This window comes from Mesorhizobium montanum (assembly GCF_033977145.1).
GTDB lineage: Bacteria > Pseudomonadota > Alphaproteobacteria > Rhizobiales > Rhizobiaceae > Mesorhizobium > Mesorhizobium montanum.
Genome location: NZ_JAVIJF010000007.1, coordinates 196,399 through 209,433, shown reverse-complemented (window position 1 = coordinate 209,433; position 13,035 = coordinate 196,399). Strand labels below are relative to the sequence as shown.

Below are 13,035 nucleotides of genomic sequence, written 5' to 3'. Positions count from 1 at the left end.
CTTAGCCTGCGCGGTGTTCGGCAATGGAGTGCGAGGTAAATGCACCCGGTTGCGGGATCTCCGCCTCGCGGCGCGCCAGCGAATTCGCGACCAGCGTGATCGTCTCACGCCCGATGCGGGCGATCTCGCCCAAACGGTCGATGCCGCCGATCATGAACTCCTCGATGCCCAGCGCCGCATAGGGCAAAAGCGCCAAGGCGAGCCGCGCTGGTGGCCCGGCAATCTCGACTGCCTTGTGATCCGGGGTGCCCGCCCAGCCATCCGGGCGGATGCGTACCGGAAGCGCGAAGCGCAGCCTTGCGCCTCGGCCGTGCTCGGCGGCGGCGCCGCGCGCACGCTCGATCAGTCGCCGCACCTCGTCGGGCGAGCCGGCGGCGAGCTCGAAGACATCGGCATGCCGCCCGGCGACCTTCAGCGCCGTGCCGGACTGTCCGCCGAGGCGCATGGCAAGATCAGCGCCATGCGGACCCTTGCGCGGCACGAAGCCGCCGCGGACGCTATAGAAGGCGCCTTCGTGGTCGAAGGGCCTGTCGTTCGACCACAGCCGCTTCAACAGCACCAGATATTCGTCGATGCGCTGCCAGACCACGCCGTGGCCGACGGGGCGCGCCTCCGCATCGCTGTCTTCCAGCGGCTCGCTCAGCACACGAAGCGACAGGCGGCCGCCACCTCTGCGGTCGAGCGCGGCGAGCTGCCTTGCCGCTACCGTCGGCTCGATCACGCCGGCCCAATGCGTCAGCACCACCTCCAGCGAGCCGGTGCGGTCGAGCGTCTGCGCGGCGATGTCCATATTGGTGAGCAGGCCGGCCGGATCGTCCACCACCAGCTTGCGAAAGCCAGCGTCCTCGATCAGCGACAATTTGGTCGCGGTTTCGGCGAAATCATAGAAGAAGCTGCCATTGGCAGGCTTCCCGGGAACATGCGTGAACTCGATCGGCATTGCCATCTCCTCCATCACGTCGGTCGCCCCGCTCCGAACCCGAATGAAATCCATCTCGTCGGCGCGCGACAGCGCGCCGGCCCGCGGCCAGTCTTCAGCTCCGATTACTCAACTCAGATTTTTGGACGGCGGGGTCTTGCTTTTTACGCAATTCCGGACGGAAAACCGCTCACACTTTTCCTGGAATTACTCTGGCCCCGGCTCGGTCAGGGGATGATCCCGAAGACGACGGCGCCGGTGAACACAAATGCCAGCGCAAAGACGAGGTAGGCGAACGTGCCGCCATAGGCGGGCCTCCAGCTCCGGTCGGCGGCAAGCCTTTGGCCTTTGCGTTGGGCGTTCTGAATGTAGGACATGGTCGATCCTCCGTCGCGACCATTAATCTATAAAATTAGTAGACTTTGTCGATTGCTATTTTCGGATGGTTTCTGGAACGACATTTTCAAGATGACGCATATTGTGGTTTTTCATGCTCGCGCGCGCATGGCAGAGCTGACTTTCCCAGCGCTCGAAGCGGTGGGAGAGGGGATGTGCCGCGCCGGTCTCCCAACCTTCGCGGAGGCGGGGAAACCGTCGCTATCGCTCCTCCCTCCGGAACGGTTTCAGCAGGGCTGAAGGCGCCACCGCGTTGCGCGACATGAAGGCCATGGCGACGATGGTGAAGATGAAGGGCAGCATCAGAAACGCTTCATAGGGGATGTGGCCCAGGCCGCTCGCCTGCATGCGCAATTGCAGCGCATCGACGAAGGCGAAGAGCAGCGCCGCACCGGCCGAGCGCCAAGGATCCCAGCGGCCGAACACGACCAGCGCGATCGCCACCCAGCCGCGCCCGGAGACGACGCCGAAGGTGAAGGCGTTGAACTGCGCCATGGTGAGGAAGGCGCCGGCAAGGCCCATCAGCGCGCCGCCGAGGATCACCGCCTGGAAGCGCGTCGCGACGACGTTGACGCCGGCAGAGTCCGCCGCGCGAGGGTTCTCGCCGGCCATGCGCACCGACAGTCCCCATGGCGTGCGGTAGAGCACGAAGGCGGCGAGCGGGACGGCGATGATTGCGAGATAAACCAGCGTGAACTGGTTGAAAACCGCCGGGCCGAACACCGGGATGTCCGACAGCAGCGGGATCGGCACCGGCTTGAAGCCGTCGATGCTGGGCGGCACCGATTGCTGGCCGAAGATCAGCCGGTAGAGGAAATAGGCAAGGCCGGACGAGAACAGCGTCACGCCGATGCCGCAGACATGCTGGCTGAGGCCCAGCGCTACGGTGAACAGCGCATGCAGCGCACCCATCAGCGCGCCGACAAGCACGGCAACCAGCACGCCCAGCCACAGGCTGCCGCTCAGGCTGGCGGCGGTGAAGCCGGCCATGGCGCAAAGCAGCATGATGCCTTCGATGCCGAGATTGAGCACGCCGGCGCGCTCGGAAAACATTTCGCCGAGCGTGGCGAAGGCCAGCGGCGTGGCGATGCGAATGATGGCGGCGAGGAAGCCGACCTGGAAAATCTGTTCGAACACCGAGCTCATGCGGACGCTCCCACGCGGCGGATGCGATAGGCGGTGAAGAGCAGCGCCACCAGCATGGCAAGCAATGCAGTTCCCTGAATAACATCGCTGAGGAAGGCCGGCACGCCGGTCGCACGCGACATCGCCTCGGCGCCGGTCATGACGGCTGCTAGGAAGATCGCGGCCGGCACCACGCCGAGCGGGTTGAGCCGGGCCAGCATCGCGACGACGATGCCGGAATAGCCATAGCCCGGCGAGATGTCGCTCATCACCTGGAAGTGTACGCCGCCGACCTCGCCGACGCCGGCGAGCCCGGCAAGCGCGCCAGAAAGCAGCGCGGTGGAGATGAGCACGCGCTGCACATTGATGCCGCCATAGCGCGCCGCTTCCGGATTCTCGCCGGTGACGCGGATGCGAAAGCCGAGCGTGGTGCGCGCGATCAGGAACCAGCACAGCGGCGCGGCGATCAGCGCCACGATGACGCCGAGATGCAGCCGCGTGCCCTCGATCAGCACCGGGAAATTGGCCGAATCCTCGATCGGCGGCGAGATCGGATAGCCGCTGAACGTGTCCTTCCACGGTCCCTCGATCAGCGCCATCAGCGCGTAATAGATGACCGAGTTGAGCAGCAGCGAGCTCACCACGTCGTCGACCTTGAATTTCACGCGCAGCGTCGCCGGAACGAGCGCAACGAGGGCGCCGGCGGCGGCACCGACGACCGCCATCAAAAACATCGCAAGGTAACCCGGCATCGGGATCGCGCCGACGGCGCAGCTCGCCACCGCCCCGGCCAGCAATTGACCCTCGGCGCCGATGTTCCAGAATTTTGCCCGGAAGGCGACGGCGACCGCCAGACCGGTGAAGATCATCGGGGCGGCGCGCACCAAGGTCTCGGTGATGGCGTAGCTGTCGCCGAGCGAGGCGGCCAGCATCACGCCATAGGCGTCGACCACGCCGGCGCCTGCGACCGCGATCAGCCCGCTGCACAGGATGAGTGTGGCGGCGATGGCGACCAGCGGCAGCGCGAGGTTGAACCAGGCGGGGGTACTGGTGCGAGCTTCGAGGCGGAACATCAATTCTGGCCCTTCGCCCCGTCGCATAAGGATTCTGACGAAGAAGGACCCCCACCCCTAACCCCTCCCCACAAGGGGGAGGGGAATTCCCGTCGGCGCTGACCACAGCAAATCGCAGCCCCTATCGTAAAAGAAAGGCGTGCGGCAGCTTCCCCTCCCCCTTGTGGGGAGGGGTTAGGGGTGGGGGTCCGCTTCGCAAAGAAACTCATGCTACGCCCTCTCCTCCGCGCCGGTCATCATCAGGCCGAGCCGCGCGACCGTCGCCTCGGCACCCGAAAGCGTGCCGGCGACGCAGCCCTCATACATCACCGCGATACGGTCGCAGAGCATCAGCAATTCCTCGAGGTCCTCGCCGATGACGATGATGCCGCAGCCCTTGGCGCGCATAGCCAGGAATTTTTCGTGGATGAAGCGAGCGGCGCCGATGTCGAGGCCGCGCGTCGGCTGCGAGACGATCAGCACCTTCGGGTCGAAGGCGAGCTCGCGTGCAAGCAGCGCCTTCTGCAGATTGCCGCCGGACAACGCGCCGGCGCGCACCATCGGGCCGGGGCAGCGGATGTCATAGGCCTTGATCTGCGCCTCGGTGAAGGCGCGGATCGCAGCCGGATTGAGCAGCCCCTTGCGGCTGAAGGCTTCCGTGCCGATGCGCGGCAGCACCATGGAGTCGGCTAAAGGCAGGTTGGTGACAAGGCCGGTCGTCATCCGGTCTTCCGGGATGCGGCCGAGGCCGAGCGCCTGCAGCTCACGCGGCGAAAATTGCGCAACCGCTTTGCCGGCTATCGTCATCGCTCCGACCTTGGGCGCCAGCATGCCGGAAATCACGTCGGCCAGCGCCCGCTGGCCGTTGCCGGAAACCCCGGCGATGCCGAGAATCTCGCCGGAGCGGACGAAAAGCGAGACGTGGCGCAGCGGCGTGCCGGCATGGCCGGAGGTGGAAATGCCGTCGAGCGTCAGCACGGCGGCGCCGGGGCTCGAAGCCTCTTTGGTCGGCGGCACGATTTCATGGCCGCACATCAGCCTGGCCATTTCGGCCGAGGTCGTTTGTGCCGGATGGTCGACCTGGCCGGCGACCTTGCCGTGCCGCAGCACGACGCAGCGATGGGTCAGCGCCCTGACCTCATTGAGCTTATGCGAGATGAAGATGATGCCGAGCCCCTGGCCCGCCATCGATCGCAAGGCAGCGAACAGGCCGTCGACCTCGCTTGGCGCCAGCACCGCCGTCGGCTCGTCGAGGATCAGAAGCCTGGCGCCCCGAAACAGCGCCTTGATGATTTCCAGCCGCTGCTGCTCACCGACCGACAGTGCCGAGACCGGCAGGTTCGGATCGAGGTTGAGCCCATGTTGGCGGCCGATCTCCTTCAGCCGGGCAAGCCCGCCGGCGCGGTCGATGCGGCCGGACTTGCCGGGGATGCCGATCAGAAGGTTTTCCAGCACCGTCAGTCGTGGCGCGAGGTGAAAATGCTGGTGCACCATGCCGATGCCGGCCGCGAGCGCATCGGCCGAACTGTGGATGGCGACCGGCCTGCTCCCGACCAGGATCTCGCCGGCGTCCGGCGCGTAGGCGCCGAACAGCACATTCATCAGCGTCGTCTTGCCGGCGCCGTTCTCGCCGAGCAGGCCGAGAATCTCACCGGGCGCGACGCTGAGGTCGACGGCCTCGTTCGCCTTGACCGCGCCGAAGCTCTTGGTGATGCCGCGCATTTCGACGAGTGGGGCAGACAAGATGAGGATGCTCCCAGTGGGCACGGCGTTGGAGCTGGGCACCCTCCCCCTTGTGGGGAGGGTCGGTGAGCAAAGGACGCGAAGCGTCGTTGGCGAGCCGGGGTGGGGGGTACGCGCTGACCCCCGCCCCGCTCCGCTTCGCGGATCGACCCTCCCCACAAGGGGGAGGGTAAAGATCAATCCGAAACCGGCGTGTTCTCGTCGACGTCGACGCGGAAATTGCCTTCTAGGATCTCGGCCTTCTTCTTCTCGACCAGGTCCTTGACCTCCGCCGGTAGCGTCTTGTCGAACTTGTGGAAGGGCGCCAGATACGAGCCGCCCTTGGCCATGCGCGAGAAGTCGCCATAGTCCTGCGCGGTGAAGACGCCGGCCTTGACCAGTTTGATCGCCTGCTCGACCGTCGGATACATGTCCCAGACCGGTCCGGTGATGACCGTGTCCGGCCCTAGGCTCGACTGGTCGGACATGTTGGAGATGGCGTAGATTTTCTTCTCCGCCGCCGCCTCGATGACGCCGAAGCGCTCTGCATAGATGACGTCGACGCCGGCATCGATCTGCGCCACCGCCGCTTCCTTGGCCTTCGGCGGATCGAAGAAGGAGCCGATGAAGGCGACCTTCTTCTTGACGTTCGGGTTGACTTCCTTGGCGCCGGCGAAGAATGCGTTGACCAGCCGGTTCACTTCCGGGATGCCCATTGCCGCGACCGCGCCGACGGTGCCTGATTTCGACATCTTTCCGGCGATCATGCCGGAGAGAAAGGCAGGCTCGTGGATCCAGTTGTCGAAGACGCCGAAATTGGGCTCGGCCGGGCCGGCGCCGGAGCCGAACAGCCAGGCCGTCTTCGGGAACTGTTTTGCCGTACGGCGCGATTCACGCTCGGCGGCGAAGGCGTCGCCCAGCACCAGCTGGTAGCCGCCCTGCGCATATTCGCGCATCACGCGGCTGAAGTCGGCGGTCTGCACCTTTTCCGACCATTTGTATTCGATGCCCAGTTCCTTCTCGGCCTTCTGCAGGGCGACATGGATCTGGTTGTCCCACGGCTCCTCGATCGGCGTGGCGAAGATCGCCGCCACCTTCAGCTTCTTGTCCTTGGCGAAGGCCTCGCCGGGCAGCGCGGCGGCCGCGATCCCGAGTGCTCCGAGTTCCAGCACGTTGCGCCGCGACAGGCCGGCACGTTGCGTTTTGCTACGTTCGTTTTCCATTGAAGTCCCCTCTGCTCGACGGCCGTGTCGAGCCGGCCGTTCAAAAAAATGTCAGACGGCCGGACTATGGAACGGCGCCTGAGTTTTGTCCACATGGTCAAATTTGACGTGTGGTTGTTGCGAGCAAGCCGAGAAGGTCGGCGGGACAGCACCCCCTCTGGCCTGCCGGGCATCTCCCCCAGCTTCGCCCGTCAGGTGCCTTCTTGCGTCGCCTTGCCGCCACTCAATGCACCAGAAACTCCCCATCCACCTTGCGCCACTCGTTCGGCGCGATCAGCTTGTGATGCGTGTAGGTCACCGAATGCAGCGGTCCGTCGAGCTTCGTCTTCCAGAACTCGATGAAGCGGATCAGCACCGGAAACTTCGGCGCAATGTCGTAGTCCTGCCAGATGTAGCTCTGCAGCAGATGCGGATGGTCTGGGAAGTGGTAGAGAATCTTGGCCGTGGTTAGCCCATAGCCCCTGAGCATCAGGTCCATTTCGCAATGGTCGTGCATCGCAGCCCCCTTAGGGTCGATCTCCTTTCCTCCCAATCTCCGATTCTGCGCCCAACTGCTTAACTGTCTATTGAATTTTTCTGATCGTATCCGGCTTTTCCTTCGCCAAAACAGTTGGTTAGCAGCGACGCGCGGCGAGTGCTGACAGCGTTTTTCCATACCCCTGCGGCATCCCGCCACGCGAATCCAACGTCTAATGTTGCCGTCGCCGCGGAACTGTTAATAATGCCCGCGAATTCGTGGCCGCTTCGCCGCGATGCCGCCGGTCGTCAAGCCGGCGGAACGTTTCGGGAGGAAAAGCAAGAAATGTCTGATGTGCATGTCCACCGCGTCCAGCCGGCGTGGAAGAAGAATGCGTTGATCGACAACGATACCTACCTCAAATGGTATGCCGACAGCGTGAAAAATCCAGACAGGTTCTGGGGCAAGCATGGCAAGCGCATCGACTGGTTCAAGCCCTTCAGCAAGGTCAAGAACACCTCCTTCGACGGCAAGGTTTCGATCAAGTGGTTCGAGGACGGTGAGACCAATGTCTCCTACAACTGCATCGACCGCCACCTGAAGAAGCGCGGCGACCAGACCGCCATCATCTGGGAAGGCGACAATCCCTATGACGACCGCAAGGTCACCTATAACGAGCTCCATGCGCATGTCTGCCGCTTCGCCAACGTGCTGAAGAAGCACGGCGTCAAGAAGGGCGACCGTGTCACCCTCTACATGCCGATGATCCCGGAAGCCGCCTATGCGATGCTGGCTTGCACGCGGGTCGGCGCCATCCATTCGGTGGTGTTCGGCGGCTTCTCGCCCGACGCGCTGGCCGGCCGCATCGACGACTGCAAGTCGACCATCGTCATCACCGCCGACGAGGGCTTGCGCGGCGGCAAGCCGATACCGCTCAAGGACAACACCGACAAGGCGATCGACATCGCCGCCAAGGCCGGCACCAAGGTCGAGAAGGTCGTGGTCGTGCGCCGTACCGGCGGCAAGACCGGCTGGGTGCCGGGACGCGACGTCTGGTATCACGACGAGGCGGCGACCGTTAAGGCCGAGTGCAAGCCGGAGAAGATGAAGGCGGAAGACCCGCTGTTCATCCTCTATACCTCCGGCTCGACCGGCAAGCCGAAGGGCGTGCTGCACACCACCGCCGGCTATCTCGTCTACGTCTCGATGACGCACCAGTATGTCTTCGACTACCATGACGGCGAGATCTACTGGTGCACCGCCGATGTCGGCTGGGTGACCGGCCACAGCTACATCGTCTACGGACCGTTGGCCAACGGCGCCACGACGCTGATGTTCGAAGGCGTGCCGAACTATCCCTCGCAGTCGCGCTTCTGGGAGGTCATCGACAAGCACAAGGTCAACATCTTCTACACCGCGCCGACGGCGTTGCGCGCGTTGATGGGCGCCGGCGACAGCCATGTGAAGAAGACCTCGCGCAAGTCGCTGCGCGTGCTGGGCTCGGTCGGCGAGCCGATCAATCCCGAAGCCTGGGAGTGGTATTACAACGTCGTGGGCAACGCCAAGGTGCCGATCGTCGACACCTGGTGGCAGACCGAGACCGGCGGCATCATGATCACGCCGCTGCCGGGCGCCACCGATCTCAAGGCCGGCTCCGCCACGCGTCCCTTCTTCGGCGTCAAGCCGCAGTTGGTCGACGGCGAGGGCAAGGTGCTGGAAGGCGCCACCGACGGCAATCTCTGCATCGCCGATTCCTGGCCCGGCATGATGCGCACCGTCTATGGCGACCACGACCGTTTCGTGCAGACCTATTTCTCGACCTACAAAGGCAAGTACTTCACCGGCGACGGCTGCCGCCGCGACGCCGACGGCTATTACTGGATCACCGGCCGCGTCGACGACGTCATCAACGTTTCCGGCCATCGCATGGGCACGGCCGAGGTGGAATCGGCGCTGGTCAGCCACGACAAGGTCTCGGAGGCCGCCGTCGTCGGCTATCCGCACGACATCAAGGGGCAAGGAATCTACTGCTATGTAACGCTGATGGGCGGCACCGCTTCGAGCGAGGAATTGCGCAAGGAGCTCGCCGCGCATGTCCGCAAGGAGATCGGCGCCATCGCCACGCCCGACAAGATCCAGTTCGCGCCGGGCCTGCCCAAGACCCGCTCTGGCAAGATCATGCGGCGCATCCTGCGCAAGATCGCCGAGGACGATTACGGCGCGCTCGGCGACACCTCGACGCTGGCCGACCCGGCCGTCGTCGACGACCTTGTCGCCAACCGGCAGAATAAGAAGGGCTGATGATCGACCAGGCCGCACTGGGCACCGTCAGCGAGCTCTGGCGCTATCCGGCGAGCTCACTCGCCGGCGAGCGGCTTGATGCCATCTCCGTCGGTCTGAAAACCGTTGACGGTGACCGGCTGTTCGGACTGGTCGATGCGTCCGACGGCGAGATCGCCAGGCCCGACCGCGAGGCCAGATGGCACAAGGTGCCGCTGATCCGAACCCGGCTGAGCGAGGACCGGCAGCTCGAAGTGGCCGTGCCCGGCGGCGGCTGGCTGTCGGCGCCCGATCCTCGAAGCGACCGCGCGGTCTCCGCCTTTCTCGGTTTCGAGGCCTCGATCCGGCCGTTCGGCGTGGAGAATGCCGCCCCTGATTATGCCGGTCCGCGGACCGAGGCCCGCTATGCCAAGGCGCCGATCCATATGCTCACCACCGCCTCGCTGGCCAGGCTGAAGGCGCTGCATCCCGAGGGCACGCCCGATCCGCGCCGCTTCCGCCCCAATATCGTCGTCGAGATGGACCCGGTCGAAGGCGCCTTTCCCGAGACGGAATGGATCGGCAGGAAACTCGCGGTCGGCGATCTGCTGCTCACCGTCTCCGAACCTTGCCGGCGCTGCGGCTTCACCATCATCGCCCAGGATGGTTTCGACACCGATCCCGGCATCCTGCGCAACCTGGTGCGCCACAACGCTCATAATCTCGGCGTCTACTGCACAGTCGACCGGCCGGCGCGGATCGAGATCGGCGTACCGATGCGCTTCGTCTGACCCCGCCTCACCGGTAAAGGTCCGCCCGCGTCGGCGGTAGCCCGCTTGGGCCACGCGCGCGCCTCGTTGCGACGGTCTGGAAGATTTGCGCCGAGGCGCGTTCGAAAGTGATCGAGCAGCCGGTGAGGTAGAGCAGCCAGAGCCGCGCCTTCGCCTCGCCCACCTCAGCGATAGCCTCGTCGAAACGCGCATATAGCCGCTCCGCCCACAGGCGGCAGGTGCGCGCATAGTGCTCGCGCAGGTTCTCGACATCGTAAACCAGGAAGCCGTGCGCCTCGAGATTGCCGAGCGTCATGCCGATCGTGTCGAGCTCGCCGCCCGGAAAGATGTACTTGATCAGCGCCTTGTATTCCGGCCCCTTGCGCAGGGTATTCTTCAGGTCGCCCTTGCTGCGTCGCGTGATGGCGTGGTGCAGGTAGATACCGCCCGGTTTGAGCAGGCGGTGAACCGCCGAGAAATAAGTGGCATGATTGGCGAGCCCGAGATGCTCGAACATGCCGATGGACGAGATCTTGTCGAAGGCGCCGGAGAGCTCGGCGTAGGATTTTATCTCGATGGTAATCCGGTCCTCGAGACCCTCGGCGCGAATGCGCTCGCGCGCCAGCTTCGTCTGCTCTTCGGACAGTGAAACACCATGGCCGATGACGCCGTAATTCTTCACGGCATGGATGAGCATCGCGCCCCAGCCGCAGCCGATGTCGAGCAGCCTTTCGCCTGGCTTCAGCCTGAGCTTGCGGCAGATATGGTCGAGCTTGTCGATTTGCCCCTGATCGATGCCGTTGGCGAAATCCTGGAAATAGCCGCAGCTGTAGACCATGCGCTCGTCGAGGAAGAGGCGGTAGAAGGCATTCGAAATGTCGTAATGGTGTTGGATGGCCTCCTTGCTCGATCCGCTGACATAAGGATTACGCCCGGAGAGATCGGTGCGCGCCGTCATTTGCTTTCGCGAAAACAGCACTGCGGGCAAGTCGCGCAGGATCGCCAGCTTGGGCAGGGATTTGAGCTTCGTCCTGAGCTTGCCTTGCGAAGGCAGGGCGTAGAAATCGAACAGCGTGCCGTCTTCGATATCCACGGTCTTTGAAATCCACATCTCGACCAGCGTCGAGAATGCCGGCCTCCGTACCAGCTGCCAGACGATGTCCTGGTCGTTGATGGCGAGCACCGGACCATCGGCAGGCCCGATCCGCTCGCCGGTCCACAGCCTGACTGCGAAACCCGGCTTCAGCGTTTCGACGACCCTGCGTACAATCCGCGCAGCTCTGACAGCGGCGTCCATTCCCACCTCCCGATACGTAGAACCCGTCCGGAGCCACTGTCGTCCACCGGCCTGTTGACCGCAATCCCGATCTGTTGCGCAAAAGCACCGCGGGAGGAGGATTCCTCGCCCGAGGCTTGGCCATTCCGCAACGTCATCTTGTCTTTTGCAGCGACGCACCCCATCATCTGGGTGTGTTCAACAAACCGAAAGGAGGTGATCCGATGTCGAGTGATTTCGTTTTCCACAACGTGAGCTCAGCGGATTGCACTTCCGGGAAGCAGTCTTCCCGTTAAGGCGCGAGACGCGCGGCAGGTAGCCCGGAGGGGCTACCGCCAGGAGCCGCGTCATGGACGGAAACACGGAAGGCCGCCGGCTTCGCAAGAAGCGGCGGCCTTTTCCGTTTGAACACGCTCGTTCGGCGATTTCTCGCGGCCGCTATCTGGTCACCGTCAGCTTGTCGATATTGCGCACGATATCCTGAAACGCGTGGTCGAGCTCAATACCGTTGGCCGCCTGATAGAAATGCTTGGTGTTGCCGCTATCCGGACTGGCGCAGCTCTGCAGCGTCGACTTGGCATTCTTCTCGGTAAGGGCAAAGCCGATAGTGAAGATCTCGATACCCTGGTCGCGCATCGCTGAGCACAATGTCGTCGCCGCCGTGCGTGTCTGCACCTTGCCGGCGTCGTTATAAACCTGATCCACGCTGTCGGCGTCGAAATAGGACAGGTTGAATTCGCCATCGGTCATCAGGATCACATATTTGGCTACCTTCTTCGGATCCATCTTGGCCGGTCGTTCCGAGGCCTTCATCACGCTGCCCCAGTTTTCCGACAACATGTACCAGGCCCACTGCACGCCGATGTGGCCCGCGGTGCCGCCGGAAGCGACAAGGTCCTTGATGACATTGTTCAGCGCCGAGGCATTCGCGGTAAGCGGCTGCAGCGTCGCGGTCGGACATGCGGCGGTGCCGGTCTGCCTGGCGAACGGCGACAGGTAGAGGTCGCGGTTGACCATGCTGACATCCGGCCCGGCATCGGAGTACTGGTAGGCGCCCTTGCGCTCGGTGGCGCAGTTGTCCGGCCGGGTAGAGGCCGAGACGTATTTCGGATCGTCATTGCCCGGCGCCTGCTTGCGATCGCTGGCCTTGGTCTCGACGAAGACGGTGCTTGCTGCAAGCGAGCCGACATTGACCGAATTGGCATATGGCACGATCGCCACCCGCACCCGCGGATTGGACGCGTTCTGGCCGGTGAGGAACGAATCGACCGCGTTGCCGGCCGCCGTCCTCAAGTCCTTGATCTTCTGGCCCGCCATCGAACCGGTGACGTCGAGCATCATCGCCACCTCGACCGTCTTGTCCGAATAGAGCGCCGTGGTCGAAGACGTCACGCGTTGCATGTCGCCGATGCTGAACAGCGGGAAGTAGAGGCTGATATCGACATGCGCATCGGCCCGCACCGTGTTGGCCGCCTTGTCGACGATGAGTTTGTCCAGAACGATCTGATCGGCCTGCAGGATGCCGGCCGTGCTGTTGGCGTCGAGAAACGCCTGCACCATTTTGCTGGCGTCGGCCTCCTGGATGACACCGAGGGTGAGATCGCGGGCCGTCGAGGTCACGGCGGCGTCGACGACGCCTGCAAGCTCGACCTCGCATTGTAGAGCTGCGAGATATTGACCGCGAATCCCACCCCCAGCGCGAGGACCGATGCGGCAGCTCCGAACAGAACCGCGAAATTGCCTTCGCGATTGCGGGCAAAACCGTCCACTCCACGAACGACACCTCTGAACTGCCGCATCCCTTCCGCCTCCACTGTCCGCGGCTTCGTGCCGCTC

General features: G+C 63.9%; 12 protein-coding genes. 2 read left to right on the top strand and 10 right to left on the bottom strand.

The window, feature by feature from the left end:
* Window position 1: 1 nt before the first annotated feature.
* The 7 genes from RFM68_RS11905 to RFM68_RS11875 form a co-directional block, all read right to left on the bottom strand.
* Complete coding sequence (locus RFM68_RS11905) at window positions 2–940, bottom strand: LLM class flavin-dependent oxidoreductase (protein ID WP_320233169.1); 939 nt, start codon at window positions 938–940, stop codon at window positions 2–4.
* A gap of 206 nt (window positions 941–1,146) precedes the next feature.
* Window positions 1,147–1,296, bottom strand: coding sequence for a hypothetical protein (locus RFM68_RS11900; RefSeq protein WP_140698084.1), 150 nt, complete (start codon window positions 1,294–1,296; stop codon window positions 1,147–1,149).
* 220 nt (window positions 1,297–1,516) lie between these two features.
* The gene (locus RFM68_RS11895) at window positions 1,517–2,461 is read right to left on the bottom strand and encodes an ABC transporter permease (protein WP_320233168.1); all 945 of its coding nucleotides are present in this window, start codon (window positions 2,459–2,461) and stop codon (window positions 1,517–1,519) included.
* A complete protein-coding gene (locus RFM68_RS11890; protein ID WP_320233167.1) occupies window positions 2,458–3,513 on the bottom strand; it encodes an ABC transporter permease in 1,056 nt (351 codons plus the stop codon). The genes RFM68_RS11895 and RFM68_RS11890 overlap by 4 nt, the downstream gene beginning before the upstream one ends.
* 210 nt (window positions 3,514–3,723) lie before the next feature.
* Complete coding sequence (locus tag RFM68_RS11885; RefSeq protein ID WP_320233166.1) at window positions 3,724–5,235, bottom strand: ABC transporter ATP-binding protein; 1,512 nt, start codon at window positions 5,233–5,235, stop codon at window positions 3,724–3,726.
* A 176-nt stretch (window positions 5,236–5,411) separates the two neighbouring features.
* The gene (locus RFM68_RS11880; RefSeq protein WP_320233165.1) at window positions 5,412–6,437 is read right to left on the bottom strand and encodes a BMP family protein; all 1,026 of its coding nucleotides are present in this window, start codon (window positions 6,435–6,437) and stop codon (window positions 5,412–5,414) included.
* Window positions 6,438–6,660: 223 nt separating this feature from the next.
* Window positions 6,661–6,933, bottom strand: a complete 273-nt coding sequence (locus tag RFM68_RS11875; protein WP_320233164.1) for an usg protein — start codon at window positions 6,931–6,933, stop codon at window positions 6,661–6,663.
* Between the two features lie 306 nt (window positions 6,934–7,239).
* Between RFM68_RS11875 and acs the strand changes: the two genes are divergently transcribed.
* On the top strand, window positions 7,240–9,195 hold the full coding sequence (acs, locus tag RFM68_RS11870) for an acetate--CoA ligase (RefSeq protein ID WP_320233163.1): 1,956 nt from the start codon (window positions 7,240–7,242) through the stop codon (window positions 9,193–9,195).
* Window positions 9,195–9,944 (top strand): MOSC domain-containing protein, encoded by a 750-nt coding sequence (locus RFM68_RS11865; protein WP_320233162.1) that lies wholly within the window; start codon window positions 9,195–9,197, stop codon window positions 9,942–9,944. Before acs ends, RFM68_RS11865 begins: the two co-directional genes overlap by 1 nt.
* 7 nt (window positions 9,945–9,951) lie before the next feature.
* On the opposite strand, the gene RFM68_RS11860 is transcribed toward RFM68_RS11865, so the two are convergent.
* From RFM68_RS11860 to RFM68_RS11850, 3 genes are all read right to left on the bottom strand, one after another.
* Window positions 9,952–11,220, bottom strand: a complete 1,269-nt coding sequence (locus RFM68_RS11860; protein WP_320233161.1) for a class I SAM-dependent methyltransferase — start codon at window positions 11,218–11,220, stop codon at window positions 9,952–9,954.
* 417 nt (window positions 11,221–11,637) lie between these two features.
* On the bottom strand, window positions 11,638–12,819 hold the full coding sequence (locus RFM68_RS11855) for a vWA domain-containing protein (protein ID WP_320233160.1): 1,182 nt from the start codon (window positions 12,817–12,819) through the stop codon (window positions 11,638–11,640).
* Window positions 12,816–12,998: a TadE/TadG family type IV pilus assembly protein gene (locus RFM68_RS11850; RefSeq protein ID WP_320233159.1), complete on the bottom strand. Its 183-nt coding sequence runs from the start codon at window positions 12,996–12,998 to the stop codon at window positions 12,816–12,818. The genes RFM68_RS11855 and RFM68_RS11850 overlap by 4 nt, the downstream gene beginning before the upstream one ends.
* Window positions 12,999–13,035: the final 37 nt, after the last annotated feature.

Excerpts from the sequence above, each read along its gene's own strand:
- RFM68_RS11905 (WP_320233169.1), bottom strand. The coding sequence starts at position 940 with ATGCCGATCGAGTTCACGCATGTTCCCGGGAAGCCTGCCAATGGCAGC.
- RFM68_RS11900 (WP_140698084.1), bottom strand. The coding sequence starts at position 1,296 with ATGTCCTACATTCAGAACGCCCAACGCAAAGGCCAAAGGCTTGCCGCC.
- RFM68_RS11895 (WP_320233168.1), bottom strand. The coding sequence starts at position 2,461 with ATGAGCTCGGTGTTCGAACAGATTTTCCAGGTCGGCTTCCTCGCCGCC.
- RFM68_RS11890 (WP_320233167.1), bottom strand. The coding sequence starts at position 3,513 with ATGTTCCGCCTCGAAGCTCGCACCAGTACCCCCGCCTGGTTCAACCTC.
- RFM68_RS11880 (WP_320233165.1), bottom strand. The coding sequence starts at position 6,437 with ATGGAAAACGAACGTAGCAAAACGCAACGTGCCGGCCTGTCGCGGCGC.
- RFM68_RS11875 (WP_320233164.1), bottom strand. The coding sequence starts at position 6,933 with ATGCACGACCATTGCGAAATGGACCTGATGCTCAGGGGCTATGGGCTA.
- acs (WP_320233163.1), top strand. The coding sequence starts at position 7,240 with ATGTCTGATGTGCATGTCCACCGCGTCCAGCCGGCGTGGAAGAAGAAT.
- RFM68_RS11865 (WP_320233162.1), top strand. The coding sequence starts at position 9,195 with ATGATCGACCAGGCCGCACTGGGCACCGTCAGCGAGCTCTGGCGCTAT.
- RFM68_RS11860 (WP_320233161.1), bottom strand. The coding sequence starts at position 11,220 with ATGGACGCCGCTGTCAGAGCTGCGCGGATTGTACGCAGGGTCGTCGAA.
- RFM68_RS11850 (WP_320233159.1), bottom strand. The coding sequence starts at position 12,998 with ATGCGGCAGTTCAGAGGTGTCGTTCGTGGAGTGGACGGTTTTGCCCGC.